Source organism: Curtobacterium sp. VKM Ac-2884, assembly GCF_015350945.1.
Taxonomy (GTDB): domain Bacteria; phylum Actinomycetota; class Actinomycetes; order Actinomycetales; family Microbacteriaceae; genus Curtobacterium.
The window spans coordinates 393,092-418,659 of record NZ_JADKSA010000003.1 but is presented as its reverse complement, the minus strand read 5'-3'; the positions used below and the strand labels follow the sequence as shown (position 1 = coordinate 418,659).

The following is a 25,568-nucleotide window of genomic DNA, read 5'->3' as shown; positions in this document are numbered from 1 at the left end:
GGGCGTCCGCTACACTCGTCCGGGGCCCAGCGCGGCCCGAAGACCTTTCACAACACGACCGAACGGGACACCGAAGACTCATGGCCAGTACCACTGACATCAAGAACGGCGCCGTTCTCATCATCGACGGCCAGCTGTGGTCGGTCGTGGAGTTCCAGCACGTCAAGCCCGGCAAGGGTGGCGCGTTCGTCCGCACCAAGCTGAAGAACGTCGTCTCCGGCAAGGTCGTCGACCGCACCTTCAACGCCGGTGCGAAGATCGACACCGCCGTGGTCGACCGCCGCGACTACCAGTTCCTCTACGAGGACGGCGACTCGTACGTGTTCATGGACACCGACACCTACGACCAGATCCCGGTCTCGGCGACGGTCGTCGGCGACGCGAAGAACTACCTGCTCGAGTCCGCGATGGTCACCATCGCGATGAACGAGGGCAACCCGCTCTACGTCGAGCTCCCGACGTCGATCGTGACCGAGGTCGAGACCGAGCCGGGTCTGCAGGGCGACCGCTCCTCCGGTGGCACCAAGGACGCGACCATCATCGCGACCGGCCACCGCATCCAGGTCCCGCTGTACCTCGAGAGCGGCACCACGGTGAAGATCGACACGCGCGACGGCAGCTTCCTCGGCCGCGTCAACTCCTAGGCGACGCTGTATGAGTGCTCGTTCGAAGGCTCGTAAGCGCGCCCTCGACATGCTGTACGTGGCCGAGGTGCGTGAGCTCCCGATCGCGGACGTCCTGGCCACCGAGACCGTCCGTCACCTGGACCAGCCCGAGCGCGCCTCGAGCTGGGACTACGCGCGGCAGATCGTGACGGGCGTCGACGAGGCCCGTCACGAGATCGACTCCGTCATCATCGACCACGCCCAGGGGTGGTCGATCGCCCGGATGCCGGTCCTCGATCGCTGCATCCTGCGGATGGCCGTCTGGGAGCTCCGGTTCAACCCGGAGGTGCCCGACGCCGTCGCGATCGCCGAGGCCGTCGAGCTCGCCCAGTCGCTCTCGACCGAGGACTCCGCGGGCTTCGTGAACGGTGTCCTCGGAGCCGTCGCCGGCGGTCGTGCACCGTCCGGTCGGACGGTCGCAGGGGACCAGGAGTCCCGCTAGGCTTGTGCACGTCAGCATCCTTTAATGCCGTCCAGTGAGGCGGGGAAGGGGGTCGACGTGGGTACCAGAACGGTCCTGCAGCAACCCGACATCACGCGCGCTCTGACGCGCATCGCACACGAGATCCTCGAGGCCAACCACGGCGGCTCGGACCTCGTCCTCCTGGGCATCCCGACCCGGGGCGCCGTGCTCGCCGAACGGCTGGGCCGCGTCCTGGCGGACATCGAGCCCGAGTGGCAGTCCGCGCGGGCGGGCATCGGGTCCGAACGGGTCGGCACGCTCGACGTGACCATGCACCGGGACGACCTCGGGCACGGCATCGGTCGTGCCCCGCACCGCACGGTGATCCCCGCCGGCGGCATCGACGGCAAGGTCGTCGTGCTCGTCGACGATGTCCTGTACTCCGGTCGCACGGTCCGGGCAGCGCTCGACGCCCTGCAGGGGATCGGCCGGCCTCGCGCCGTCCGGCTCGCCGTGCTCGTCGACCGCGGCCACCGCGAGCTGCCGATCCGCGCGGACCACGTGGGCAAGAACCTGCCGACCGCCTCGGACGAGCGGGTCACCCTGCACCTGTCCGAGACCGACGGCGACGACACCGTGTTCATCGAGCAGGGGGTGGCGTGATGCGGCACCTGCTCTCCACCGCCGACCTGTCGCGCGACCAGGCCGTGCACATCCTCGACGTCGCCGAGGAGATGGCCGAGGTCAACACGCGCGAGGTCCGGAAGCTCCCGGCGCTGCGCGGCAAGACGGTCGTGAACCTGTTCTTCGAGGACTCGACACGCACGCGCATCTCGTTCGAGGCCGCGGCGAAGCGCCTGTCGGCCGACGTCATCAACTTCGCGGCCAAGGGCTCGAGCGTCTCCAAGGGTGAGTCCCTCAAGGACACCGTGCAGACCCTCGGCGCGATGGGCATCGACGGCATCGTCATGCGGCACGGCTCGTCCGGTGCGCCGCGCGTGCTGGCCGACGCCGACTGGATCGACGTCCCCGTGGTGAACGCCGGCGACGGCACGCACGAGCACCCGACGCAGGCGCTGCTCGACGCCTTCACCATGCGCCGTCGCCTGCACGGTGCCGGGTCGCGTGGACAGGGCCTCGACGGCGTCCGGGTCCTGATCGTCGGCGACGTGCTGCACAGCCGCGTCGCCCGGTCGAACGCGTGGCTGCTCCGGACCCTCGGCGCGAGCGTGACCTTCGCCGCACCGCCGACGCTCCTCCCCGCCACCACGACCCCGTTCGGGGCCGCGGTGCACCACGACCTCGACGCCGCCCTGGCCGAGGACCCGGATGTCGTCATGACGCTCCGGATCCAGCAGGAGCGGATGGACGACGCGTTCTTCCCGAACCCGCGCGAGTACACGCGGCACTGGGGCCTGACGGCTGCGCGGTTCGCCCGACTGTCCGAGCGCACGCTGATCATGCACCCCGGTCCGATGAACCGCGGGCTGGAGATCGCCGGCGTCGCGGCCGACGACCCCCGTTCCACCGTGGTCGAGCAGGTTGAGAACGGCGTCTCGGTCCGCATGGCGGTCCTCTACCTGGCCCTGACCGGCACCGAATCGAAGGAGTCCGCAGCATGACCGCTCACCTGATCCGCGGCGCGCAGCTGGTCGACGGCTCGCGCGCCGACATCCGTCTGCAGGACGGCCGCATCACGGCGATCGGGAACGGTGTGGACGCGGGCGGCGCCACGGTCGTGGACGCCGACGGGCTCATCGCCCTGCCGGGCCTCGTCGACCTGCACACCCACCTGCGCGAGCCCGGTCACGAGGAATCCGAGACGGTCCTCACCGGCTCCCGCGCCGCGGCGGCCGGAGGCTTCACGGCCGTCAACGCGATGGCGAACTCGAGCCCGGTCGCCGACACCGCCGGGGTGGTCGAGCAGGTGCAGGCACTCGGCGACGACGCCGGCTACGTCACGGTCCGCCCGATCGGCGCGGTGTCGCAGGGGCTGCAGGGCACGCACCTGTCCGAGATCGGCGCCATGGCGACGAGCAGGGCGAAGGTCCGGGTCTTCTCGGACGACGGCTCGTGCGTGGCCGACCCGCTCCTCATGCGCCGCGCACTCGAGTACATCAAGGGCTTCGGCGGCGTGCTCGCGCAGCACGCGCAGGAACCCCGACTCACCATCGGCGCGCAGATGAACGAGGGCCGCCTGTCGTCGGAGCTCGGGCTGGCGGGCTGGCCGGCCGTGGCGGAAGAGGCGATCATCGCCCGCGACGTCCTGCTCGCCGACCACGTGGGCGCGCGGCTGCACGTCTGTCACGTGTCGACCGCCGGCAGCGTCGAGGTGATCCGCTGGGCCAAGTCCCGCGGCATCGACGTCACCGCCGAGGTCACCCCGCACCACCTCGTGCTCACCGAGGACCGCATCGCCGGGCACGACGGCGCCCCCGGGTACGACGCCCGCTACAAGGTGAACCCGCCGCTCCGGGCCCAGGAGGACGTCGACGCCCTGCGCGCCGCCCTGGCCGACGGCACCATCGACATCGTCGCGACCGACCACGCACCGCACACCGCCGAGGCGAAGTGCTGCGAGTGGCCGGCGGCGGCGAACGGCATGGTCGGCCTCGAGTCGGCGCTGAGCGTCGTGCAGTCCGCCGTCGTCGCGTCGGGGCAGCTCGACTGGGCCGACGTCGCCCGGGTCCTGTCCGAGGCGCCCGCGCGCATCGGCCAGGTCGAGGGCCACGGTCAGCGCATCGCCGAGGGCGCGCCCGCCGAGATCACGCTCTACGACCCGACGGCCAGCCGCGAGTTCGCGGTCGCCGACCTCGCCGGGCAGTCGCAGAACTCGCCGTACCTCGGCATGACGCTGCCCGGCCGGGTCGTCGCTACGTTCCACCTGGGCGCGCCGACGGTGCTCGACGGCCGTCTCGTCGACGCCGACACCGTCGCCGCGCACGCCGCGGCACTCCGGACGGGGGTGCGCGCATGAGCGGCGACGCCGCACGCTGGTTGCTCGGCGGGGTGATCCTGCTCGCGGTGGCCGCGCTGTTCGTCGCCATGGCGCGCACCTGGCGGACGCGGACCAGGAAGCAGGCGGAATCCGTGCCTCCCGTCCCCGTCCCGACCACGATCGGACCGATGGTCGGGTCCTGGGACGGTTTCTCCGTCGCGACGACCCGTGCCGACCAGCCGCTGGAACGCATCACCGCCGGCGGGCTCGGGTTCCGGGGCCGCGGGGGCGTGCGCGTCCACGCGACCGGTGTGGTCCTGCGGCTCGCCGGCGCAGACGACCGCTGGGTCGAACGTGCTGCGGTCCGCGGTGCCGACCGCTCGACGTGGGCGATCGACCGGGTGGTCGAGCCCGGGGGACTGGTCCGTCTGCGATGGACGGCGACCGGCGCCGCAGGTGCGACGGACCTCGACACGTACTTCCGGTTCCCGGAGGACGACGCAGCCGCGCTGCTCGCCCTGCAGGGACTGACCGAGACCGGGCCGCAGGCGACTGCGGCCGATGCCCCGCGAACCGCGGGCGAAGGGAAGAAAGCATGACACGCGAACGGGCCGTCCTGGTCCTCGAAGACGGCACCCGGTACGACGGCTGGGCCTACGGCGCCCGCGGGCGCACGCTCGGCGAGGTGGTCTTCGCGACCGGCATGACCGGCTACCAGGAGACGCTGACCGATCCGTCCTACGCCGGCCAGATCGTGGTGCAGACCGCGCCGCACATCGGCAACACCGGTGTCAACGACGAGGACCCCGAGTCCCGTCGCATCTGGGTCGCCGGGTACGTGGTGCGCGACCCCAGCCGCGTGGTCTCGAACCACCGCGCGAACGCGTCGCTCGACGACCACCTGGTGCGCGACGGCATCGTCGGGATCTCCGGTGTCGACACCCGTGCCCTCACGCGACGGATCCGCGACGCCGGCGCCATGAAGGGCGGCGTCTTCAGCGGTGCCGACGCGACGCTGTCGGAGTCGGAGCAGCTGGACGCCGTCCGGTCGCAGGCCACGATGGCGGGCGCGAGCTTCTCGGCGATCGTGTCCACCCCGGAGACCTACGTGGTGCCGGCCGAGGGCGAGCAGATCGGCCGGCTGGCCGTGCTCGACCTGGGCGTGAAGGCATCGACCACCCGCTACCTCGCCCAGCGCGGCTTCGAGGTGCACGTCGTGCCGCAGGACATCTCCGCTGCGGCGCTCGAGGAGCTCGCACCGGACGCCCTGTTCTACTCGAACGGCCCCGGGGACCCCGCGGCGTCGGACGCCCAGGTCGAACTGCTGCAGGGCAGCCTGCGGACCGGTCGCCCGTTCTTCGGCATCTGCTTCGGCAACCAGCTGCTCGGCCGCGCGCTCGGCTTCGGCACCTACAAGCTGCCCTTCGGGCACCGCGGCATCAACCAGCCGGTGCTCGACACCACCACGGGCAAGGTCGAGATCACGAGCCAGAACCACGGCTTCGCGGTCGACGCCCCGCTGGGGCAGGTCCTCGAGTCGCCGGCCGGGTTCGGCCGCGTCGAGGTCTCGCACTACTCGCTGAACGACGACGTGGTCGAGGGCCTGCGGGCGCTCGACGTGCCCGCGTTCAGCGTGCAGTACCACCCCGAGGCCGCCGCTGGTCCGCACGACAGCATGTACCTCTTCGACCGGTTCGCGGACCTGGTGCGCGCGCGACGTGACGGGGAGCCGCTCGACGCGGCCACCGCCGACGCGACCACTCCCGCAGCAGACATCACCAAGGAAGCGAACTGATGCCCAAGCGCGCAGACATCAACTCCGTCCTCGTCATCGGTTCCGGCCCGATCGTCATCGGTCAGGCCGCCGAGTTCGACTACTCGGGCACCCAGGCGTGCCGCGTCCTCCGTGCCGAGGGCGTCCGGGTCATCCTCGTCAACCCGAACCCGGCGACGATCATGACCGACCCCGACTTCGCCGACGCGACCTACATCGAGCCGATCACGAACGCGTGCCTCGAGGAGATCATCCGCATCGAGAAGCCGGACGCCGTCCTGCCGACGCTGGGCGGCCAGACCGCCCTGAACGCGGCGATCGCGCTCGACGAGGCCGGCATCCTCGAGAAGCACGGCGTCGAGCTCATCGGCGCCAAGGTGGACGCCATCCAGCGCGGCGAGGACCGCCAGCTCTTCAAGGAGCTCGTGCTCGAGTCCGGCGCCGACGTGGCCCGGAGCCACATCGCCCACACGCTGGAAGAGGCGAAGGAGTTCGCGAAGGACCTCGGCTACCCGCTCGTCGTCCGCCCGTCCTTCACCATGGGTGGTCTCGGTTCGGGCTTCGCGTACGACGAAGCCGAGCTCGTCCGCTTCGTCGGCGACGGGCTGCAGTCCAGCCCGACGACCGAGGTCCTGCTCGAGGAATCGATCCTCGGCTGGAAGGAGTACGAGCTCGAGCTGATGCGCGACAACTACGACAACACCGTCGTCATCTGCTCGATCGAGAACGTCGACCCGGTCGGCGTGCACACCGGCGACTCGATCACCGTCGCACCGGCGCTCACGCTCACGGACCGCGAGTACCAGAACATGCGCAACATCGGCATCGACATCATCCGCCGCGTCGGTGTCGACACCGGTGGTTGCAACATCCAGTTCGCCGTCGACCCGTCGAACGGCCGCCTGATCGTCATCGAGATGAACCCGCGCGTCTCCCGTTCGTCGGCCCTGGCGTCGAAGGCCACGGGCTTCCCGATCGCGAAGATCGCCGCGAAGCTCGCCATCGGGTACCGCCTGGACGAGATCCAGAACGACATCACGAAGGTCACCCCGGCCAGCTTCGAGCCGACGCTCGACTACGTCGTCGTGAAGACCCCGCGTTTCGCGTTCGAGAAGTTCCCCGCGGCGGACGCCACGCTCACCACGACGATGAAGAGCGTCGGCGAGGCGATGGCCATCGGCCGCAACTACGCGACGGCGCTGCAGAAGTCGCTGCGCTCGCTCGAGAAGCGCGGCTCGAGCTTCCACTGGGACACCCCGGCGGCGGAGCTCGACAAGGACGCCCTGCTCGCGAAGTCGTCCGTCCCGACCGACGGCCGGATCGTCACGGTGCAGCAGGCCCTGGTCGCCGGCGCCACTGCCGACGAGGTCTTCGACGCCACGAAGATCGACCCCTGGTTCATCGACCAGATCGTGCTCATCAACGAGGTCGCAGCCGAGGTCGCGGCCGCCGACGAGCTCGACGCGGACACCATCCGGTGGGCCAAGGAACACGGCTTCAGCGACACCCAGATCGCGGCGCTGCGCAGCACCCCGGAGCACCCGGTCAGCGAGCAGCAGGTCCGCGACGACCGGCATGCCCTCGGCATCCGGCCCGTGTTCAAGACCGTCGACACCTGCGCCGGCGAGTTCCCCGCCCTGACGCCGTACCACTACTCGTCGTACGACGCCGAGACCGAGGTGGTCGCGAGCGACCGCAAGAAGGTCGTCATCCTCGGCTCCGGCCCGAACCGCATCGGCCAGGGCGTCGAGTTCGACTACTCCTGCGTGCACGCGTCCTTCGCGCTGAGCGACGCCGGGTTCGAGACGATCATGATCAACTGCAACCCCGAGACGGTCTCCACCGACTACGACACCTCAGACCGCCTGTACTTCGAGCCGCTCACGGCCGAGGACGTCCTCGAGGTCATCGAGGCCGAGGCGGCGTCGGGCGAGCTCGTCGGCGTCGTCGTGCAGCTCGGCGGGCAGACCGCCCTGGGCCTGGCGAAGCCGCTCGAGGCGGCGGGGATCCCGATCCTCGGCACGAGCCCGACGGCGATCGACTCCGCCGAGGAGCGCGGCCAGTTCTCCGCCATCCTCGACGCCGCTGGACTGCTCGCGCCGCGCAACGGCACCGCCCACGACCTGGCGAGCGCGACCGCCGTGGCCGAGGAGATCGGCTACCCGGTGCTCGTCCGCCCGTCCTTCGTGCTCGGCGGCCGCGGCATGGAGATCCTGTACGACTCCCCGTCGCTCGCCGACTACTTCGACCGGATGGCCGACCAGGCGATCATCGGCCCGGAGCTCCCGCTCCTCGTCGACCGGTTCCTGGACGACGCGGTGGAGATCGACGTCGACGCCCTCTTCGACGGTGAACGGCTCTACATCGGCGGCATCATGGAGCACCTGGAAGAGGCCGGCATCCACTCCGGCGACTCCGCCTGCACCCTGCCCCCGGTCGGCCTCGGCCGCGCCGAGATCCAGGGCGTCGTCGACGCGACCGAGAAGATCGCCCGCGGCATCGGCGTGCAGGGTCTGCTCAACGTCCAGTTCGCCATCGGCGCCGGCGTGCTCTACGTCCTCGAGGCGAACCCGCGCGCCAGCCGCACGGTCCCGTTCGTCTCCAAGGCGCTCGGCATCCCGCTGGCCAAGGCCGCGTCCCGCATCATGACCGGCACCAGCGTCGACGAGCTCGTCGCCGAGGGCATGCTGCCGGCCCGCGACGGGGCGTTCGTCCCGATGGAGGCCCCGGTCGCCGTGAAGGAGGCCGTCCTGCCCTTCCGCCGCTTCCGCACCCGCGAGGGCCAGGTCGTCGACTCGGTCCTCAGCCCCGAGATGCGCTCCACCGGCGAGGTCATGGGCATCGACCGCGACTTCCCGCGGGCGTTCCTCAAGTCGCAGGACGCCGCGTACGGCGGCCTGCCGACCAGCGGCACGGTCTTCGTGAGCGTCGCGGACACCGACAAGCGCGCCATCGTGCTGCCGGTGCACCGCCTGCAGCAGCTCGGCTTCACGATCATCGCGACCGAGGGCACGGCGGAGATCCTCCGCCGCAACGGCATCGAGGTCGGCATCGTCGGCAAGTACAGCCAGGGCGGCGAGAGCGTCGTCGACCTGCTGACGCGCAACGAGGTCGACATCGTCATCAACACGCCGTCGGGTGCCGCCGGTCGTGCGGACGGGTACGAGATCCGTGCGGCCACGGTCGCAGCGGACAAGCCGCTGTTCACGACGATCGCGCAGATCGGTGCGGCGGTCGCGGCGATCGAGACGATCGGCACGCCGCTCAACGTCCGGAGCCTGCAGGACTACGCGCGGGAGCGCGCCACCTGGTGAGCGACGGACGATCGGGAGGCCCGGCCTCCTTCGGCGATCGGCTCGCGTCCGCGATGCGCGAGCGTTCACCGCTCTGCGTCGGCATCGACCCCCACGCCACCACCCTGGCGGCGTGGGGGCTCGGCCGCGACGAGCAGGGCCTGACCACCTTCGGTGCGGCCCTGGTCGACGCGGCCGCCGGCCGCGCGGCGATCGTGAAGCCGCAGATCGCCTTCTTCGAGGCGGCGGGGGTCGCGGGCTACCGCGCGCTCGACGCGACGATCCGTCGGGCACGTGATGCGGGCCTCCTGGTCGTCGCCGACGTGAAGCGGGGCGACATCGGGTCGACCGGTGACGACTACGCGCTCGCGTGGCTCGACCGTGACGGGCCGTTCGCGGCCGACGCGATGACGGTGTCGCCGTACCTGGGCTACGGCTCGCTCAGCGGGACGGTCGACGTCGCCCGGCGGAACGGTGCCGGGGTCTTCGTGCTCGCTGCGACGAGCAACCCGGAGGCGCGGGTGCTGCAGACCGCGGTCCTGGCGGAGGGCCCGCGTGCCGGGCGGTCCGTGGCTGCCGGTATCGTCTTGGACGTGGCAGACGACAACCGGGCCGCGGGCGACCAGGCCCTCGGCGACGTCGGGCTCGTGCTCGGCGCGACCCTTCACCTCGACGACTTCGGCATCGACGCGGACGCGATCGGCACCGCGCCGGTGCTCGCCCCGGGCTTCGGCGCCCAGGGCGCCCGGATCGAGGACCTCCGTGCGCTGTACGGTGCGCGCGCCGAGCAGGTGCTCGTGAGCGAGTCGCGCGGGCTGCTGACCGACGGTCCGGACGGCGTCGCGGCACTCGTGTCCGACCGCGCCGACCGGACCCGCGCCGCCCTCGGGGCCGCAGCATGACCGCCGACGGCGACCGCACCGACGGCGACCGCACCGACGGCACCGACCTGCCGGCCCACCGCACGCCACCGGAGGTCGACCGCGTCGCGGCGGCCCAGGCAGCGGTCGCCGCGCGACGCGCCCGGGCCGCGGTCAAGTCCGCGATCGCGTCGGGGGAGCGCTCGGCGCTCGAGGTCGCACGGTCTGCATGGGATGACGCCCTCGTCGACACGACCTCGGCGGAGCGCTCGCTCCGGGTGCGCGACCTGCTCGTCAGCCTGTCCGGCATCGGTCCGGCACGTGCCGAGTCGATCATGGGCACGCTGCGCATCGCGCCGTCGAAGCGCCTCGGGGGCCTCGGCACCCGGCAGCGCACGGCCCTGGCCGACTGGCTCGCCGCCCGCGGTCGCAAGCGCGGTGCCTCGAAGCTCGTCGTCCTCGCCGGGCCGACTGCGGTCGGCAAGGGCACGGTGAGCGCGTACATCCGCGAGCAGTACCCGGACGTCAACCTCAGCGTGTCCGCCACCACCCGGAAGCCCCGCCCCGGCGAGGTCGACGGCGTGCACTACTACTTCGTCGACGACGCTGAGTTCGACCGGATGATCCGCGAGCGCGAACTGCTCGAATGGGCCACGGTGCACAACTCGTACCGGTACGGCACCCCGCGGCCGCCGATCGACCGAGCGCTCGACGCCGGAGAGCGGGTCATGCTCGAGATCGACCTGCAGGGTGCTCGCCAGGTCCGTGACGCCATGCCCGAGGCCGTGCTCGTGTTCCTGCTGCCCCCGACGTGGGAAGAGCTGGTGCGTCGACTCATCGGCCGCGGCACCGAGTCGCCCGAGGAACAGGCGCGTCGACTCGACACCGCGAAGGTCGAACTCGCCGCCCAGGACGAGTTCGACGTCCGCATCGTGAACTCCGATGTCGGCACCGCGGCGCGACAGGTCGTAGACTTGTTCTCTGCGCCCTGACGGGTGCACCGACGACGAGGAGACTCCATGGCCAACCCCCAGGGCATCATCGACCCGCCCATCGACGACCTGCTCAGCAAGGTCGAGTCGAAGTACGCGCTCGTCATCTTCGCTTCCAAGCGCGCGCGCCAGATCAACGACTACTACGCCGACCTGCACGAGGGCTCGCTCTTCGACAACGTCGGCCCGCTCGTCGACTCGACGATCGACGACAAGCCGCTGTCCGTGGCTCTCCACGAGATCAACGAGGACAAGCTCACCGTCACCAAGCAGCAGCAGCCCTCCGACTGATCCCGGTGACTGCAGCTGCTCTGCGCCTCTTCACGTCCGAGTCGGTGACCGAGGGGCACCCCGACAAGATCTGCGACCAGATCTCGGACAGCATCCTCGACGCACTGCTCACGGTGGACCCGCACGCTCGGGTCGCCGTCGAGACGATGGTGACGACCGGGCTCGTGCACGTCGCCGGCGAGGTCACGACCTCGGGCTACGTCGAGATCCCGAAGCTCGTCCGTGACGTCATCACGGGCATCGGCTACAACTCGTCGGACGTCTCCTTCGACGGCGCCACGTGCGGCGTCGAGGTGTCGATCGGTGCGCAGTCGCCGGACATCGCGCAGGGCGTCGACGAGTCGCTCGACTCCCGCACCGGCGCGGTCGACCCGCTCGACCGACAGGGGGCGGGCGACCAGGGCATCATGTTCGGTTTCGCGACGAACGAGACCCCCGAGTACATGCCGGTCGCGATCTGGCTGGCGCACCGCCTGGCCGAGCGTCTGGCCGCCGTGCGCAAGTCCGGCGAGCTGGCGTTCCTGCGCCCGGACGGCAAGACGCAGGTCACCGTCGGCTACGACGGCGTCGTGCCGAAGACCGTCGAGACCGTCGTCCTGTCGACGCAGCACTCGCCGAGCGTCACGCTGGAGCAGCTCACCGCCGAGATCACCGAGCACGTGATCCGTCCGGTGCTCGACCTCGTCGACCTCGACTCTTCGCACGTCGACGTCATCGTCAACCCGACTGGCCGCTTCGAGATCGGTGGCCCCCAGGGCGACGCCGGACTCACCGGCCGCAAGGTCATCGTCGACACCTACGGCGGGGCCTCCCGTCACGGTGGCGGCGCGTTCAGCGGCAAGGACCCGTCCAAGGTCGACCGCTCGGCGGCGTACGCGCTGCGCTGGGTCGCGAAGAACGCGGTCGCCGCGGGCCTCGCCGACCGGCTCGAGGTGCAGGTCGCCTACGCGATCGGCCGCGCGAAGCCCGTCGGGCTCTACGTCGAGACCTTCGGCACCGGACACGTCGACGACGCCACGATCGAAGCCGCGATCCGCCAGGTCTTCGACCTGCGTCCGGCCGCGATCATCCGCGACCTCGACCTGCTCCGTCCGATCTACGCGCAGACCGCGACGTACGGACACTTCGGCCGCGAGCTCCCCGGGTTCACCTGGGAGCAGCTCGACCGCGTCGAGGAACTCCGCGCCGCCGCAGGGCTCGTCACCGCCGCCGTCTGAGGCACCGCGTGACCACCGTCGCGCGCGTCGTCCTCGACTCGCCGCTCCCGCAGTTGGACCGTCTGTTCGACTACCGGGTGCCGGCCGAGCTCGAGGACGACTGCGTGCCGGGGGTCCGCGTGAAGGTCCCCCTCCGCACCGGGGCCCGGATGTCCGACGGCTACGTCGTCGAGATCGTCGACGAGGGCGACTACCCGGGTGAGCTCAGCGCGATCGAGACCCTGGTGTCACCCGTCCCGGTGCTGGCGCCGGAGATCTGGAAGCTCGCCCGCGCCGTGGCCGACCGCGCCGCCGGTGTGGCGTCCGACGTCCTGCGCCTGGCCGTGCCGACCCGCCAGGTCCGCGCCGAGAAGGCCTGGCTCGCGCGGGACACCTCGTGGTCGCCGCCCCCGGTGTCCGCACCGCCGGTGACCGGCTACACCCCGGGCATGCTCGAAGGCGTGATCGCCGAGCACGATCGCGCTGCGGTCGCCGCGGTTCCCCACCCCGTGGCGCTGGCCGGGCCCACCAGCGACGAGGGCGACGGCGACTCCGATCCGATCTGGGTGCCCGGCTGGGCGGCGACCCTCGCCCAGGCCGCCGCCCACACGCTGGCGAGCGAGCAGTCCGCCGTCATCGCCGTCCCCGACTTCCGCGACGTGATCGACCTCGAGCGCGCGCTGCTCGCGGTGCTGCCGCCGGAACGGGTCGTGCGCTTCGACGCCAAGCAGACGAACGGGCAGCGGGCCAAGGCACTGCTGCAGGCGCGGACCCACCCCGTCGTCGCGATCGGCAACCGCACGGCGGTGTACGCACCGGCGACCGATCTCGGGCTCATCGCGATGTGGGACGACGGCGACGCCTCGTTCATCGAGCAGCGCGCGCCGTACGTGCACACGCGTGACGTCGCCCTCGTGCGGGCAGCGCAGTCGGGCGCCGCACTGCTGTTCCTCTCGCACGCCCGCAGCACCGACGTGCAACGGCTCGTCGAACTGCACTGGCTCCAGGACGTCACGCCGTTCCGGGTGAAGACCCCGAAGGTCATCCCCACCGTGCAGCAGACCTCGGCCGAGGGCTACGCCGCGCAGGCGCGCATCCCGAGCTCCGCCTGGCGTGCCGCGCGCGAGGCCAGCCAGCACGGCCCGGTGCTCGTGCAGGTCGCGAGCCCCGGGTTCGGCACCGGGCTCGTCTGCGCGGAGTGCGGTGAGCGGGCGCACTGCCGGATCTGCGGCGGTCCGCTCGGCAGTCCGCACCGCGGTGCCACGCCGCAGTGCCGGTTCTGCGGTGCCCTCGCCGTGGGGTTCCGTTGCCCGACGTGCGGCAACGGCACCGTGAAGCCCGTGGGACAGGGCGCCCAACGCACCGCCGACGAACTCGGGCGGGCGTTCCCCGGCACCCGGATCGTGGTGGCCGACGGCTCGCGCCCGCTCGACGAGGTGCCCGCGCGGCCCTCCGTCGTCGTTGCGACCCGCGGTGCTGAGCCGAGCGTGCCCGGCGGTTACGCGTGCGTGCTCCTGCTCGACGGCGAGAAGATGCTCGCGCGCGAAGGGCTGCGCGTGCAGGAGGACGTGCTCCGGTTCTGGACGAACGCCGCCGCGAAGGGCGCTCCCGGAGCCGAGGCGTACCTGGTCGGCATCGGCGGCAAGCTCGCGACGGCGATGGCGCTCTGGCGGCTCGACGGTCCCGCGCACGACGAACTCACCGACCGGCGCGAGCTGCACTTCCCGCCGGCGGTCCGCGTCGCGACGATGACCGGCACCGACGAGGCCGTGACCGCTGCGGTCGAGGCCCTCGAAGGTGCGACCGCGGGCCCGGTGCTCGGCCCGGTACCCGTCGAGGACGACGCCCTGCCGGGCACGGTCCGGGCGATCGTGCGGTTCCCGTACGCCCACGGTGCCGAGGTCGCGGCGACCCTCAAGGCTGAGGTGATCCGGCGGTCGTCGACCCGGCGGGTGCTCAAGGGTGGCAACCGGCGTCGAGCGGCACCGACGCTGCGGGTCCGGCTCGACGACGCCGAACCCTTCTCCGAGGTCTGACCCCGCTCAGCTCCGACGCAGAACGACACCCTCGGCGTCGTACGACGACGAGGGTGTCGTTCCGAGTCCGCGGCAGCAGCCTCAGGCGCGCACGGCCCGTCCACCGACGCGCGGGAACACCACGCCGAGCGCGACCATCCCGACCGCGAGCACGAGGTGCAGCCAGTTGTCGGCCCAGTTCAGCGGCACGAAGTTCGCGCCGAACGAGTGCCCGGCGGTGAACAGCCCGTAGACCCAGAGCACGAAGTAGACGACCCCGCCGAGCACCAGGTACATCCGCGACCCGGTGGCGTACCCCGCCGCGAGCACCCCGACGACCCCGAACAGCAGGTGCACGACGTTGTGCAGCACCGACACCTGGAAGACCCCGAGCAGCATCGCCATCGACCCGTGGCCGGCGCCCGCGAGCGAGCCGGACGTCAGCCAGGGAACGAACCCGGCGATCCCGACCAGCAGGAACACGACGCCGACGAGCAGCGCGACCTTCTGGATGCTGGACCCTGCGAAGCGGTCGGTGGACGTGGTGACGTCGGACATGGGAACCCCTCTCGTGCTGTGCCGCAGACCGTACCCACCCGGTGCGGCGCCGGTTCGGGTCAGTCCACCGAGCGCGCGCGTGGGAGGATCGAACCCATGCGTCTCGTCGTCGCCGGCAGCCCCGCTGCGGCCGTCCCCACCCTCCGCCGCCTGGCGGCGTCCGATCACGAGATCGCTGCGGTCCTCACGCGTCCGCCGACACCGCAGGGCCGGAAGCGGGTGCTGACGCCGACACCGGTCGCGCAGGTCGCCGCGGAGCTCGGACTGCCCGTCATCGAGGCGAGCCGCGTGGACGACGACGTCACCGCGCGCATCGCCGCGCTCGACGTGGACCTCGGGGTCATCGTCGCCTACGGGGCGCTGCTCCGCCGCCCGGCGCTCGATGCCCCGCGCCTCGGCTGGGTGAACCTGCACTTCTCCGACCTGCCGGCGTACCGTGGCGCCGCTCCGGTCCAGCGGGCCGTGATGGCGGGGGACACCCGCACCGCCGCGTCGGTCTTCCAGCTCGTCGAGGCGCTCGACGCCGGCCCGGTGTTCGCGGCGGACCCGTTCGAGATCGACCCGGAGGCCACCGCCGGCGAGGTCCTCGCCGCCATGGCCGAGTCGGGTGCCGAGACCGTCGCCCGGGTGGTCGACGCCATCGCCGCCGGCACGGCCGTCGCGACCGAGCAGACCGGTGAGCCGACGCTCGCACCGAAGCTGACCATCGACGACGGGCGCATCGACTTCGACGCTCCGGCGGCGGTCGTGCACGCCCGTCTGCGCGGGGTCACCCCCGAGCCCGGCGCGTACGCCCACCTCGGCGAGACCCGCGTGAAGCTGCTCCGCAGCAACCGCCTGACAGGAGGCCCCGCGGACCCCGCCCCGCACCTCGCGCCCGGTGCGCTGGCACTCCACGGCGGTCGGCTGCTGGTCGGGACCGGTGACACTCCGCTGGTGCTGCTCGAGGTGCAGCCGGCCGGCAAGAAGGCGATGGACGCCGCAGCCTGGGCCCGTGGCCTGGGCGAACTGGACGGGAAGGTCCTCGCATGAGCCAGCCGACGAACACCCGGGGCGCCCGCCGCGGTCCCCGCCCCGCAAACGCCCGTCGTGTCGCGTTCGACGTGCTCCGTGCCGTGCAGGTCGACGACGCGTACGCGAACCTGCTGCTGCCGACACGCATCCGTCGTGCCGGCCTCACCGCGCGCGACGCCGCGTTCGCCACCGAGCTCACCTACGGCTCGATCCGGATGCTCGGTCGCTACGACGTCATCATCGCGCTCGCGTCGGGTCGTCGGCCGGAGAACATCGAGGCCGACGTCCTCGACGTGATGCGGCTCGGGGCCCACCAGCTGCTCGCCATGCGCACCCCGACGCACGCCGCGGTCGACGCCACGGTCGAGCTCGCCCGCGAGGTCGGTGCCCGCCGTGCCACCGGCTTCGTGAACGCCGTGATGCGCAAGATCGCCGCGCGCACCGACGACGAGTGGGACGCGCAGATCACCGAGGGCCGTGGTGGCGACGCCCTGCTCGCCACGCGGTGGTCGCACCCGGTCTGGGTCGTCTCGGCACTGCGCGACGCCCTCGCCGCCGAACGCTCCCGCGACGAGCTCGCCGCCCTGCTCGCCGCCGACAACGCCGCGCCCCGGGTGCAGCTCGCGGCGCTGCCCGGGCTCGCCACCGACGAGGACATCGCCACCGCGACCGCGCGCACGGTGCCGGACGAAGACGCAGACGCCGACGCCGATGCCGCGTTCGCCGACGCGACGGGCGCGGCGGACGTGCCAGCGGCCCTGGTGCCCGCCGACGACGAACCGGAGGCCGACGGCGCGGCCGGCACCGTGCCTCCCGTCCGGACCGCCGACCCCGTGCCGGTCGCCGACGCCCTGCCGGTCTCGCCCGTCGGGATCCGCGGCATCTCCGGTGACCCCGCGCGCGTGCCGGGCGTCGCCGCCGGGCGCCTGCGCGTGCAGGACGAGGGCTCGCAGCTCGCCGCCCTCGCGCTGAGCCGGTCGTCGGCGGTGCGCGAGGGCGAGCGCTGGCTCGACATGTGCGCCGGCCCCGGCGGCAAGGCCGCGTTGCTCGCCGCCGAGGTGCAGCAGGGCGGCGCGACCCTCGTCGCGAACGAACTCGTGCCGGCGCGCGCCGGGCTCGTCCGGAACGCCCTCGGGGTCTTCGGCGACCACGTCCGCGTCGTCGAGGGCGACGCCCGGCGCTACGGCCGCGACGGCACCGGGATGACCTTCGACCGCATCCTGCTCGACGCACCGTGCACCGGCCTCGGCGCCCTGCGTCGGCGTCCGGAAGCACGCTGGCGGAAGACCCCCGAGGACGTCCAGGAGCTCGCGGCCCTGCAGGCCGAGCTGCTCGACGCCGCGGTCCGGGTGCTCGCACCGGGTGGGACGCTCGCGTACGTCACGTGCTCGCCGCACCTGGCCGAGACGCGCGGGCAGGTCGACGCGCTGATGGGGCGGCACGGGGGAGTCCTCGAGCAGCTCGACACCGCGACGATCGTGCGCGGGGTCGCCGCACGCGACCCGGAGATCGCGGACGGCAACACGGCGCAGCTCTGGCCGCACCGGGTCGGCACGGACGCGATGTTCATCGCGTTGTTCCGTCGCGTGGGCTGATCCGATAGTCTGGGGAGACACGACCGGTTCCGCCTGCCTCAGCAGGTCCAGGGCCGGTCTTCTTCTTTCCCGGACGCTTGCCCTCGTGTTACCTGATCGGTAACATTGGGACATGCAGCTGCGGTACGCCTCGAGGGATCTGGAGCGTACCTGTACAGAGGACCGCCGGATGCAGAAGCAGCTCGGAGCACAAGTCGCGAAGGCGCTCCGGTTGCGGATCGGTGAACTCATCGCCGTGCAGCAGTTCGATGATCTCCTGCTCGGCACTGGCCGCTGGGAGCAGCTGCTCGGCGACCGAGCCGGTCAGTGGTCGGCCCGCTTGACGGCGAACTGGCGGCTGATCGTCGTGCAGGACGCGGACGACGTCGTGACCGCGTTGATCGTGGAGATCACGGATTACCACAAGCGATAGGCGAGAGGAGTGAAGGAAATGAGTGCAAGGCCCGACTTCGTTGTTGCAACCGGGGACTACCTCGAAGAGTGGATGACCGAGCAGGACGTGAGCGGTGCAGAGCTTGCCCGTCGTCTGGGCGTATCCCGGAAGCACGTCAGTGAGCTGCTCTCCGGTAAGGCAACGCTGTCGCAGGCGGTTTCCATCGCCCTCTCCGATGTCACAGGAGTCCCTGCACGGATCTGGAACCTGTACGAGTCGGCGTATCGCGAGGAACTCGCCCGCCGAGCGGCTGCAGATCGCTACGTGGCGCAGCACGACGAGGCGTCCCAGTTTCCGCTCAAGTACCTTCGAGAGCTCGGGGTCATCACAGCAAACTCGCGCGACAAGGCGGGTACGGTCCGTGAGCTCCTCGACTTCTTCGGCGTCGCTTCGATCGACGCATGGCGGCGCACCTGGAGCGAAGGCAGCGTCGCATACCGGCGCACCACGGTCGATCGAGACGATGCGCGCGAGATCGCCGTGTGGTTGACGATCGCCGAACGCGAGACGGCTCGTCGCGACGTCTCGCCGTACGACGCTGCCGCGTTGCGTGCGCTCCTCCCGACGCTCCGAGCGCTCACTGCCGCCGAGCTCCCGAGCTCGATCGCGTCCGCCGTGGAGCTCCTTGCCCGCGTCGGCGTGGCACTGTGCTTCGTGCCTCCGGTGCCCGGCCTCGGGGTCTACGGCGCGACGCGTTGGATGGGTGGAACTCCGATCCTCCAACTCTCCCTACTCCGGAAGACGGACGACCAGCTGTGGTTCACGTTGTTCCACGAGATCGGTCACGTGCTCCTCCACGGCGACGATCATCAATTGCACCTGGGCGACGACGGGAGCGACGCAGAGCTGGAGGCGAACCAGTTCGCTTCTGACCTGCTCATCCCGCGTGAGTTCCTGGACAGGTTGCCGCTGACCCGCAACATCGGCGCAGTCGAAGAGCTCGCGAAGGAGCTGGGCATTGCGCCGAGCATCGTCCTGGGGCGAGCTCAGCGCGAGATGAAGGACTTCGCGTGGGGACACAAGCTCAAGCGCAAGCTCAATTTCGCGTCGGCCTGACGGAGTCCCTGCGCCGGTAGGCTTGCCCGGTGACGATCCGCATCTCGCCGAGCATCCTGTCCGCCGACTTCGCGAACCTCGAGCGTGAACTCCACCGCATCGAGACCGCCGACCTGGTGCACGTCGACGTGATGGACAACCACTTCGTGCCGAACCTGACGCTCGGGCTGCCGATCGTCGAGCGCCTGCAGCAGGTCTCCCCGGTGCCGCTCGACGTCCATCTCATGCTCACCGACGCCGACGTCAACGCACCGAAGTACGCCGAGACCGGTGCGTCGAGCGTGACGTTCCACTTCGAGGCCGCGGACGACCCCGTGGCCACGGCCGCCGCGATCCGCTCGAACGGGGCCCGTGCCGCCGTCGCGGTGAAGCCCGGCACCCCGATCACCCAGGTGCTGCACCACCTCGACGCCTACGACATGATCCTGCTGATGACCGTCGAGCCCGGCTTCGGCGGGCAGTCGTTCATGCCGTCCGTGATGCCGAAGCTCGCCGACGCCCGTGCGGCGGTCGACGCCTCGGGGCTCGACGTGTGGCTCGAGGTCGACGGCGGCATCTCGGTGGACACCGTGCCCGAGGCCGTGCGCAGCGGCGCCGACACGCTCGTCGCCGGGTCGGCCGTGTACGGCGGTGAGCCCGCCGCGCGGATCACGGACCTGCGCGAAGCGGCCGCGCGGGCGCGGGCATGAGCGCGACCCGTCCGGACGGTACGTCGGCAGCGTCAGCGGAGACCGGTAGCCTGGACCGCGTGAAGACGTTCGACGACCTGTTCCAGGAGCTCACCGAGAAGGCGCGCACGCGCCCCGAGGGCTCCGGCACCGTCGCCGAACTGGACGCCGGCGTGCACCAGATCGGCAAGAAGATCGTGGAAGAAGCGGCCGAGGTCTGGATGGCGGCCGAGTACGAGGGCGACGAGCGCACCTCGGAGGAGATCTCGCAGCTCGTGTACCACCTGCAGGTCCTCATGGTCGCGAAGGGGCTGTCCCCGGCGGACATCTGGCGACATCTGTAGGACGCGCTCGGGCATTGCCCCTGCACCGACCTCGATCCGCCACGACCCCGACCAGAAAGCAGACCCCCTGATGCTCCGCATCGCCGTGCCCAACAAGGGCTCCCTGTCCGAGACCGCGTCCGACATGCTGCGCGAGGCCGGGTACGCCGGTCGCCGCGACCCGAAGGCGCTGCACCTGCTGGACGAGCGCAACGGCGTCGAGTTCTTCTTCCTCCGCCCGCGGGACATCGCGACGTACGTCGGCTCCGGCGCACTCGACGTCGGGATCACCGGCCGTGACCTGCTGCTCGACTCCGGTTCCGAGGCGCACGAGGTCGACGCGCTCGGCTTCGCCGACTCCACCTTCCGCTTCGCCGGCACGCCGGGCCGGTACAGCACCCTGCAGGACCTCGACGGCGTCCGCGTCGCGACGAGCTACCCGGGCCTGGTCGGCGACTTCCTCGCCCGCCACGGGGTGACGGCGACGCTCGTCAAGCTCGACGGGGCGGTCGAGAGCGCCGTGCGTCTCGGTGTCGCCGACGCCGTGGCCGACGTGGTGTCGACGGGCAGCACGCTGCGGCAGGCCGGCCTCGAGATCTTCGGTCCGGTCATCCTCGAGTCGACCGCGCTGCTGGTGTCGACCGACGAGACGATCCCGGGCATCGACGTGCTCCGCCGTCGGCTGCAGGGCGTGCTCGTCGCGCGCGGCTACGTCATGCTCGACTACGACATCCCCACCGCGCTGCTCGAGCAGGCGACCGCCGTCGCGTCCGGCATCGAGTCGCCGACGGTGTCGCCGCTGCACGGCCGCGACTGGTCCGCCGTGCGCGTGATGATCCCGCGCGACGACGCGAACCTGATCATGGACGCCCTGTACGACCTCGGGGCCCGCGCCATCCTCGTCAGCCCGATCCACGCGGCCCGGCTGTGACCGCGGCAGCCACGGCGCCGGGCGGCGTGGCCGTCCGCGTCATCCCGTGCCTCGACGTCAAGGGCGGCCGGGTCGTCAAGGGCGTGAACTTCCTCGACCTGCAGGACGCCGGTGACCCGGTCGAGCTCGCCGCGCGCTACTACGAGCAGGGTGCCGACGAGCTGACGTTCCTCGACGTCGGTGCCACGGTCGAGAACCGCGCCACGATGTACGACACGGTCACCCGCACCGCCGAGCAGGTGTTCATCCCGCTCACGGTGGGCGGCGGAGTCCGTTCCGTCGACGACGTGTCCCGCCTGCAGCAGTGCGGCGCGGACAAGATCGGCGTGAACAGCGCCGCGATCGCCCGGCCCGACCTCGTCGGCGAGATCGCTGACCGGTTCGGCGCGCAGGCCGTCGTGCTGTCGCTCGACGTCAAGCGCTCCGACCGCACCGCGTCCGGCTTCGTGGTCACCACGCACGGCGGCCGCACCGAGACCGACATCGACGCGATCGCCTGGGCGCGCGACGCCGTCGAGCGGGGCGCGGGGGAGCTACTCGTCAACTCCATCGACGCGGACGGCACGAAGAACGGGTTCGACCTCGAACTCGTCGCCGCGGTGCGGTCGGTCGCGCGGGTCCCGGTCATCGCCTCGGGAGGCGCGGGTCGGGTCGAGCACTTCGCCCCCGCCGTCGACGCGGGTGCGGATGCCCTCCTCGCCGCGTCCGTCTTCCACCGCGGCGAGATGACGGTGGGCGACGTCAAGGCCGCGCTGCGCGCGACCGGCCACGCCGTCCGCTGAACCGCCGCCGCCCGCTGATCCGCCGCCGTAGGCTAGGAGTCTCATGACCGACAGCACCAGCACCGACACCGACGCGGTCCTCGACCGCGCACGTTTCGGTGCGGACGGGCTGCTCCCCGCCATCGTGCAAGAGGAGTCGTCGAAGGACGTCCTCATGCTCGGGTACATGGACCGGGAAGCGCTCCGCCGCACCCTCACCGAGGGGCGCGTGACCTTCTGGTCGCGGTCGCGGAACGAGTACTGGCGGAAGGGTGACACGTCGGGGCACGCGCAGTACGTGCGCGACGCGGCGTTCGACTGCGACGCCGACACCCTGCTCGTCACCGTGCAGCAGGTCGGGGCCGCGTGCCACACCGGAGCGCACCGCTGCTTCGACGTCGATCCGCTCGCGCCCGTGACGGCGTCGGCGCCGACGGACGCGACCGCGTCCGGGCCGACGGACGCGACCGCGTCTGACCCGGCCGACACGGCAGTGGAGGCGACCCGATGACGACCGCGACGATCTCCGATGCGCCGCACACGACCTCCCGGCCGGAGTTCGACGCCCTGCTGCGCGACCACCGCGTCGTGCCGGTGGTGCGCGCGCTCTACGCCGACAGCGAGACGCCGGTGGGTGTCTACCGGAAGCTCGCCGACGGCCGGCCCGGGTCGTTCCTGCTGGAGTCCGCGGGCCAGGGCGGCCTCTGGTCGCGCTGGTCGTTCGTCGGTGTGCGCAGCTTCGGCGTCCTCACGCAGGAGGGCGACCGCGCCGCCTGGATCGACACCGGCATCGACGCCGAACGTGCGGTCGGCTCGCTCGACGGCGAACCGCTTGAGGTCCTGGCGCGCCTGCACGAGCGCTGGGCCACCCCGCGGGTGCCCGGTTCCCCACCGCTCGTCGGCGGGACGGTCGGGTTCATCGGGTGGGAGGCCGTGCGCCAGCTCGAGCACCTGCCGAACGTGCCGCCGGCCGACTTCGACGTGCCCGGACAGGCGCTGTCCTTCGTCTCCGAACTCGTCGCGCTCGACCACCGCACAGGGCTCGTCCTGCTCGTCGCGAGTGTGCTGAACGACGGTACCGACGACGCCGACACGCTCTGGTCCGACGCGCAGCGCCGCCTGGACCGCCTGCAGGCCGACCTCGTCCAGCCGAGCGTCGCGACCGTCGCCGAGGCGTTCGAGATCGCCGAGCCGACGCCGACGCACCGTTCCACGCCGGACGAGTACATGGCCGCGGTGGAGCGCTCGAAGGAGTTCATCCGCGACGGCGACGTGTTCCAGGTCGTGATCTCGCAGCGCTTCGACCACGAGGTGACCGCCGACCCGCTCGACGTGTACCGGGTCCTCCGGACGTTGAACCCGAGTCCGTACATGTACTTCCTGGCCCTGGCGGACACCGCCGACGAGCGGTACTGGATCGTCGGCGCCTCGCCCGAGGCCCTGGTGAAGGTGCAGTCCGGCCGCGCCATCACGCACCCGATCGCCGGGTCGCGTCCACGTGGTGCGACGCCGGAAGAGGACGTCCGCTTCGGTGACGACCTGCTCGATGACCCGAAGGAACGCGCCGAGCACCTGATGCTCGTCGACCTGGCCCGCAACGACCTGCAGAAGGTCTGCGAGCCCGGTACCGTCGCGGTCACCGAGTTCATGACGGTCGAGCGGTTCAGCCACATCATGCACCTGGTGTCGAGCGTCGAGGGTGCGGTGCGCCCGGGGATGTCCGCCATCGACGTGTTCCGGGCGACGTTCCCGGCCGGCACCCTGTCCGGTGCGCCGAAGCCCCGCGCGCTGGAGATCATCGACGAGCTCGAACCGGCGAAGCGCGGTGCCTACGCCGGGGTCGTCGGCTACTTCGACTTCGCCGGTGACGCGGACATCGCGATCGCGATCCGGACGGCCCTGATCAAGGACGGCGTGGCACGCGTGCAGGCCGGTGCCGGCCTGGTGGCGGACTCCGACCCCGCCACCGAGCACGAGGAGACCATCAACAAGGCGGCGGCACCCCTGCGGGCCGTCGCCACGGCGAACCGGATGCGCGAGGTGCGCTCGTGAAGCGCTCGCGCCCGATCGTCGTGGTCGCCGGACTGCTCGTCGCCGGCATCATCATGCTCGCGTGGACGCAGACCTGGTTCACCGTGGACCTGCACGCCGGTGCCGCCGTCACCTCGACGGTCGACGCCGACGGAGCCGCGGTCGTGCCGCAGTACACCGCCCTGGCGATCGCGAGCCTGGCCCTGTTCCTCGCGATGACGATCGCCGGCCGGGTGCTGCGCATCGTGCTCGCGTGCGTCGAGATCCTGCTCGGTCTCGGCGTCGTGGTCAGCGGCATCACCGCACTCGGTGACCCGGTCGCCGCGGCGAAGGGTGCCGTCGGCGCGGTGGCCGGGGTCAGCGACCTGACCGCCGTGCGCCGCGTCGTGTCCGGCGTCGACGTGTCGCTCTGGCCGGCCGTCGGCATCGCCGGTGGCGTCCTCGCCGTCCTGCTCGGTATCGTCGTCATCGTCGTGCAGCGTGCGTGGCCCGGTCCGAGCCGGAAGTACGGGGCAGCGACCGCCGGAGCCGCCGCCGACGCGCGTGCCGCAGCCCCGGTCGTGCGCGACGCCGTCGTGGACTGGGACGACCTCAGTGCTGGGGTCGACCCGACCGACGGCACGGTAGGATCGGATGGGCGTCGGTCGACCGACGACGCCGGAGCAGAACGAGGAGCACCGTGAGCAACACTGAGCCCGCAGAACTCGGCGAAGGCCACTCGCCGGCCGCATGGACCGCCGTCGTGATCATGCTGATCGGATTCGCGGCAGGCACGCTGTTCTTCTGGTTCGACCAGCCGTGGGGCGTCTGGGTCTCCGCTGCCGTCGTCGTCATCGGTCTGGTCATCGGCGCGGTCATGGCGAAGGCCGGCTACGGCGTGAACGGCCCGAAGTACGTCGCCAAGCACCACGCCGAGTAGGACTCGCATGCCGAACGTGCTCGAGACCCTCGTCGCGGGCGCGCTCGAGGACGCCGCCGCCCGTCGCGTCGACCGCCCGTACTCGGACGTCGAACGCGACCTCGACCGGGTGGCGTCGCCGCTCGACGCCCTCGCGTTCCTCGCCCCGGGCGACCGGGTGAAGATCCTCGCCGAGGTCAAGCGCGCCAGCCCGTCCCGTGGCTCGATGGCCCCCATCGAGGACCCGGCTGCACTCGCGGCCGACTACGAGCGCGGTGGCGCGTCGACGATCAGCGTCCTGACCGAGGGACGCAAGTTCCTCGGCAGCCTCGCCGACCTCGAAGCCGTCAAGGCCCGCGTCGGCATCCCCGTGCTGCGCAAGGACTTCATCGCCGACCCGTACCAGGTCGTCGAGGCCCGGGCCGCCGGAGCCGACGTCGTGCTGCTCATCGTCGCCGCGCTCGAGCAGCAGCAGCTGGTCGAGCTCCACACGCTGGCCGAAGAACTCGGCATGCGCGTGCTGGTCGAGGCGCACTCCGCCGACGAGGTCTCCCGTGGCCTCGACGCCGGTGCGCGGATCCTCGGCGTCAACGCACGCGATCTCACCGACTTCTCGCTCGACCGCGACCTGTTCGGGTCGCTCGCCGACCGCATCCCCGACGGGGTCGTGCGTGTCGCCGAGTCCGCCGTCGCCGGTCCCGCCGACGTCGCCCACTACCGCGCAGCGGGTGCCGACGTCGTCCTGGTCGGGGAAGCGCTCGTCACGGGTGCCGACCCCGCCGCCACCCTCGCGTCGTTCATCGAGGCCGCCGACCGCGGCTGAACGTTCCACCCGTCCGACGACCGGCACCGCCGGTCGCGTCGGACTCGTCC

Annotated in this window: 27 protein-coding genes; 26 read left to right on the top strand and 1 reads right to left on the bottom strand. The window is 71.6% G+C overall.

Features of this window, described 5'->3' with window-relative positions:
* Positions 1–80: 80 nt before the first annotated feature.
* The 13 genes from efp to ITJ60_RS10250 are packed head-to-tail and all read left to right on the top strand — an operon-like array spanning position 81 to position 14,448.
* Positions 81–644 (top strand): elongation factor P, encoded by a 564-nt coding sequence (efp, locus tag ITJ60_RS10310; protein WP_111083909.1) that lies wholly within the window; start codon positions 81–83, stop codon positions 642–644.
* Between the two features lie 10 nt (positions 645–654).
* The gene (gene nusB, locus ITJ60_RS10305) at positions 655–1,107 is read left to right on the top strand and encodes a transcription antitermination factor NusB (protein ID WP_123339715.1); all 453 of its coding nucleotides are present in this window, start codon (positions 655–657) and stop codon (positions 1,105–1,107) included.
* 24 nt (positions 1,108–1,131) lie between these two features.
* Positions 1,132–1,731 (top strand): bifunctional pyr operon transcriptional regulator/uracil phosphoribosyltransferase PyrR, encoded by a 600-nt coding sequence (pyrR, locus tag ITJ60_RS10300; RefSeq protein ID WP_111083911.1) that lies wholly within the window; start codon positions 1,132–1,134, stop codon positions 1,729–1,731.
* Positions 1,731–2,690 (top strand): aspartate carbamoyltransferase catalytic subunit, encoded by a 960-nt coding sequence (locus tag ITJ60_RS10295; RefSeq protein ID WP_194647843.1) that lies wholly within the window; start codon positions 1,731–1,733, stop codon positions 2,688–2,690. Before pyrR ends, ITJ60_RS10295 begins: the two co-directional genes overlap by 1 nt.
* Entirely contained in the window at positions 2,687–4,045 is a 1,359-nt protein-coding gene (locus ITJ60_RS10290) for a dihydroorotase (RefSeq protein WP_194647842.1), read from the top strand. Before ITJ60_RS10295 ends, ITJ60_RS10290 begins: the two co-directional genes overlap by 4 nt.
* Positions 4,042–4,605 carry a hypothetical protein gene (locus ITJ60_RS10285; RefSeq protein WP_194647841.1) on the top strand — a complete coding sequence of 188 codons (564 nt, stop codon included), beginning with the start codon at positions 4,042–4,044 and terminating at the stop codon, positions 4,603–4,605. Before ITJ60_RS10290 ends, ITJ60_RS10285 begins: the two co-directional genes overlap by 4 nt.
* On the top strand, positions 4,602–5,801 hold the full coding sequence (gene carA, locus ITJ60_RS10280; RefSeq protein ID WP_194647840.1) for a glutamine-hydrolyzing carbamoyl-phosphate synthase small subunit: 1,200 nt from the start codon (positions 4,602–4,604) through the stop codon (positions 5,799–5,801). Before ITJ60_RS10285 ends, carA begins: the two co-directional genes overlap by 4 nt.
* On the top strand, positions 5,801–9,094 hold the full coding sequence (gene carB, locus ITJ60_RS10275) for a carbamoyl-phosphate synthase large subunit (RefSeq protein ID WP_194647839.1): 3,294 nt from the start codon (positions 5,801–5,803) through the stop codon (positions 9,092–9,094). The genes carA and carB overlap by 1 nt, the downstream gene beginning before the upstream one ends.
* A complete protein-coding gene (gene pyrF, locus ITJ60_RS10270; protein WP_323749148.1) occupies positions 9,091–9,975 on the top strand; it encodes an orotidine-5'-phosphate decarboxylase in 885 nt (294 codons plus the stop codon). The genes carB and pyrF overlap by 4 nt, the downstream gene beginning before the upstream one ends.
* Positions 9,972–10,925 (top strand): guanylate kinase, encoded by a 954-nt coding sequence (gmk, locus tag ITJ60_RS10265; RefSeq protein WP_228510018.1) that lies wholly within the window; start codon positions 9,972–9,974, stop codon positions 10,923–10,925. Before pyrF ends, gmk begins: the two co-directional genes overlap by 4 nt.
* Before the next feature lie 27 nt (positions 10,926–10,952).
* Positions 10,953–11,216 carry a DNA-directed RNA polymerase subunit omega gene (gene rpoZ, locus ITJ60_RS10260; protein ID WP_114849971.1) on the top strand — a complete coding sequence of 88 codons (264 nt, stop codon included), beginning with the start codon at positions 10,953–10,955 and terminating at the stop codon, positions 11,214–11,216.
* A gap of 5 nt (positions 11,217–11,221) precedes the next feature.
* The gene (gene metK / locus ITJ60_RS10255; RefSeq protein WP_111083919.1) at positions 11,222–12,433 is read left to right on the top strand and encodes a methionine adenosyltransferase; all 1,212 of its coding nucleotides are present in this window, start codon (positions 11,222–11,224) and stop codon (positions 12,431–12,433) included.
* 8 nt (positions 12,434–12,441) lie between these two features.
* Entirely contained in the window at positions 12,442–14,448 is a 2,007-nt protein-coding gene (locus ITJ60_RS10250) for a primosomal protein N' (RefSeq protein WP_123339708.1), read from the top strand.
* Between the two features lie 81 nt (positions 14,449–14,529).
* On the opposite strand, the gene ITJ60_RS10245 is transcribed toward ITJ60_RS10250, so the two are convergent.
* Positions 14,530–14,985, bottom strand: coding sequence for a DUF4383 domain-containing protein (locus ITJ60_RS10245; RefSeq protein WP_194647838.1), 456 nt, complete (start codon positions 14,983–14,985; stop codon positions 14,530–14,532).
* A 96-nt stretch (positions 14,986–15,081) separates the two neighbouring features.
* Here ITJ60_RS10245 and ITJ60_RS10240 point away from each other — a divergent pair, with 96 nt between their 5' ends.
* The 13 genes from ITJ60_RS10240 to trpC all read left to right on the top strand — a co-directional run bounded on the left by ITJ60_RS10240 (position 15,082) and on the right by trpC (position 25,518).
* Positions 15,082–16,017, top strand: coding sequence for a methionyl-tRNA formyltransferase (locus ITJ60_RS10240; protein WP_194647837.1), 936 nt, complete (start codon positions 15,082–15,084; stop codon positions 16,015–16,017).
* On the top strand, positions 16,014–17,594 hold the full coding sequence (locus tag ITJ60_RS10235; protein WP_228510017.1) for an RsmB/NOP family class I SAM-dependent RNA methyltransferase: 1,581 nt from the start codon (positions 16,014–16,016) through the stop codon (positions 17,592–17,594). Before ITJ60_RS10240 ends, ITJ60_RS10235 begins: the two co-directional genes overlap by 4 nt.
* Before the next feature lie 169 nt (positions 17,595–17,763).
* Positions 17,764–18,006, top strand: a complete 243-nt coding sequence (locus tag ITJ60_RS10230; RefSeq protein ID WP_214546938.1) for a type II toxin-antitoxin system RelE/ParE family toxin — start codon at positions 17,764–17,766, stop codon at positions 18,004–18,006.
* A gap of 18 nt (positions 18,007–18,024) precedes the next feature.
* Positions 18,025–19,083: an ImmA/IrrE family metallo-endopeptidase gene (locus tag ITJ60_RS10225; RefSeq protein WP_228510090.1), complete on the top strand. Its 1,059-nt coding sequence runs from the start codon at positions 18,025–18,027 to the stop codon at positions 19,081–19,083.
* Positions 19,084–19,112: 29 nt separating this feature from the next.
* Positions 19,113–19,772: a ribulose-phosphate 3-epimerase gene (gene rpe / locus ITJ60_RS10220; RefSeq protein WP_194647834.1), complete on the top strand. Its 660-nt coding sequence runs from the start codon at positions 19,113–19,115 to the stop codon at positions 19,770–19,772.
* 59 nt (positions 19,773–19,831) lie between these two features.
* Positions 19,832–20,095, top strand: a complete 264-nt coding sequence (locus tag ITJ60_RS10215; protein WP_111084162.1) for a phosphoribosyl-ATP diphosphatase — start codon at positions 19,832–19,834, stop codon at positions 20,093–20,095.
* A gap of 70 nt (positions 20,096–20,165) precedes the next feature.
* Positions 20,166–21,005, top strand: a complete 840-nt coding sequence (gene hisG / locus ITJ60_RS10210; protein WP_111083926.1) for an ATP phosphoribosyltransferase — start codon at positions 20,166–20,168, stop codon at positions 21,003–21,005.
* The gene (gene hisF, locus ITJ60_RS10205; protein ID WP_243650048.1) at positions 21,002–21,787 is read left to right on the top strand and encodes an imidazole glycerol phosphate synthase subunit HisF; all 786 of its coding nucleotides are present in this window, start codon (positions 21,002–21,004) and stop codon (positions 21,785–21,787) included. Before hisG ends, hisF begins: the two co-directional genes overlap by 4 nt.
* A 43-nt stretch (positions 21,788–21,830) precedes the next feature.
* A complete protein-coding gene (gene hisI, locus ITJ60_RS10200; RefSeq protein ID WP_228510016.1) occupies positions 21,831–22,277 on the top strand; it encodes a phosphoribosyl-AMP cyclohydrolase in 447 nt (148 codons plus the stop codon).
* Positions 22,274–23,818, top strand: coding sequence for an anthranilate synthase component I (locus ITJ60_RS10195; RefSeq protein ID WP_131879620.1), 1,545 nt, complete (start codon positions 22,274–22,276; stop codon positions 23,816–23,818). The genes hisI and ITJ60_RS10195 overlap by 4 nt, the downstream gene beginning before the upstream one ends.
* Complete coding sequence (locus ITJ60_RS10190) at positions 23,815–24,480, top strand: Trp biosynthesis-associated membrane protein (protein ID WP_146249673.1); 666 nt, start codon at positions 23,815–23,817, stop codon at positions 24,478–24,480. The genes ITJ60_RS10195 and ITJ60_RS10190 overlap by 4 nt, the downstream gene beginning before the upstream one ends.
* A complete protein-coding gene (locus ITJ60_RS10185) occupies positions 24,477–24,716 on the top strand; it encodes an HGxxPAAW family protein (RefSeq protein WP_159571188.1) in 240 nt (79 codons plus the stop codon). The genes ITJ60_RS10190 and ITJ60_RS10185 overlap by 4 nt, the downstream gene beginning before the upstream one ends.
* Before the next feature lie 16 nt (positions 24,717–24,732).
* A complete protein-coding gene (gene trpC, locus ITJ60_RS10180; protein ID WP_123339898.1) occupies positions 24,733–25,518 on the top strand; it encodes an indole-3-glycerol phosphate synthase TrpC in 786 nt (261 codons plus the stop codon).
* Positions 25,519–25,568 lie beyond the last annotated feature (50 nt).

Excerpts from the sequence above, each read along its gene's own strand:
- carB (WP_194647839.1), top strand. The coding sequence starts at position 5,801 with ATGCCCAAGCGCGCAGACATCAACTCCGTCCTCGTCATCGGTTCCGGC.
- ITJ60_RS10235 (WP_228510017.1), top strand. The coding sequence starts at position 16,014 with ATGAGCCAGCCGACGAACACCCGGGGCGCCCGCCGCGGTCCCCGCCCC.
- efp (WP_111083909.1), top strand. The coding sequence starts at position 81 with ATGGCCAGTACCACTGACATCAAGAACGGCGCCGTTCTCATCATCGAC.
- carA (WP_194647840.1), top strand. The coding sequence starts at position 4,602 with ATGACACGCGAACGGGCCGTCCTGGTCCTCGAAGACGGCACCCGGTAC.
- rpoZ (WP_114849971.1), top strand. The coding sequence starts at position 10,953 with ATGGCCAACCCCCAGGGCATCATCGACCCGCCCATCGACGACCTGCTC.
- ITJ60_RS10245 (WP_194647838.1), bottom strand. The coding sequence starts at position 14,985 with ATGTCCGACGTCACCACGTCCACCGACCGCTTCGCAGGGTCCAGCATC.
- pyrR (WP_111083911.1), top strand. The coding sequence starts at position 1,132 with ATGCCGTCCAGTGAGGCGGGGAAGGGGGTCGACGTGGGTACCAGAACG.
- ITJ60_RS10225 (WP_228510090.1), top strand. The coding sequence starts at position 18,025 with ATGAGTGCAAGGCCCGACTTCGTTGTTGCAACCGGGGACTACCTCGAA.
- ITJ60_RS10240 (WP_194647837.1), top strand. The coding sequence starts at position 15,082 with ATGCGTCTCGTCGTCGCCGGCAGCCCCGCTGCGGCCGTCCCCACCCTC.
- ITJ60_RS10290 (WP_194647842.1), top strand. The coding sequence starts at position 2,687 with ATGACCGCTCACCTGATCCGCGGCGCGCAGCTGGTCGACGGCTCGCGC.
- ITJ60_RS10195 (WP_131879620.1), top strand. The coding sequence starts at position 22,274 with ATGACGACCGCGACGATCTCCGATGCGCCGCACACGACCTCCCGGCCG.
- nusB (WP_123339715.1), top strand. The coding sequence starts at position 655 with ATGAGTGCTCGTTCGAAGGCTCGTAAGCGCGCCCTCGACATGCTGTAC.
- hisI (WP_228510016.1), top strand. The coding sequence starts at position 21,831 with ATGACCGACAGCACCAGCACCGACACCGACGCGGTCCTCGACCGCGCA.
- ITJ60_RS10295 (WP_194647843.1), top strand. The coding sequence starts at position 1,731 with ATGCGGCACCTGCTCTCCACCGCCGACCTGTCGCGCGACCAGGCCGTG.
- ITJ60_RS10230 (WP_214546938.1), top strand. The coding sequence starts at position 17,764 with ATGCAGAAGCAGCTCGGAGCACAAGTCGCGAAGGCGCTCCGGTTGCGG.
- ITJ60_RS10285 (WP_194647841.1), top strand. The coding sequence starts at position 4,042 with ATGAGCGGCGACGCCGCACGCTGGTTGCTCGGCGGGGTGATCCTGCTC.
- hisG (WP_111083926.1), top strand. The coding sequence starts at position 20,166 with ATGCTCCGCATCGCCGTGCCCAACAAGGGCTCCCTGTCCGAGACCGCG.
- gmk (WP_228510018.1), top strand. The coding sequence starts at position 9,972 with ATGACCGCCGACGGCGACCGCACCGACGGCGACCGCACCGACGGCACC.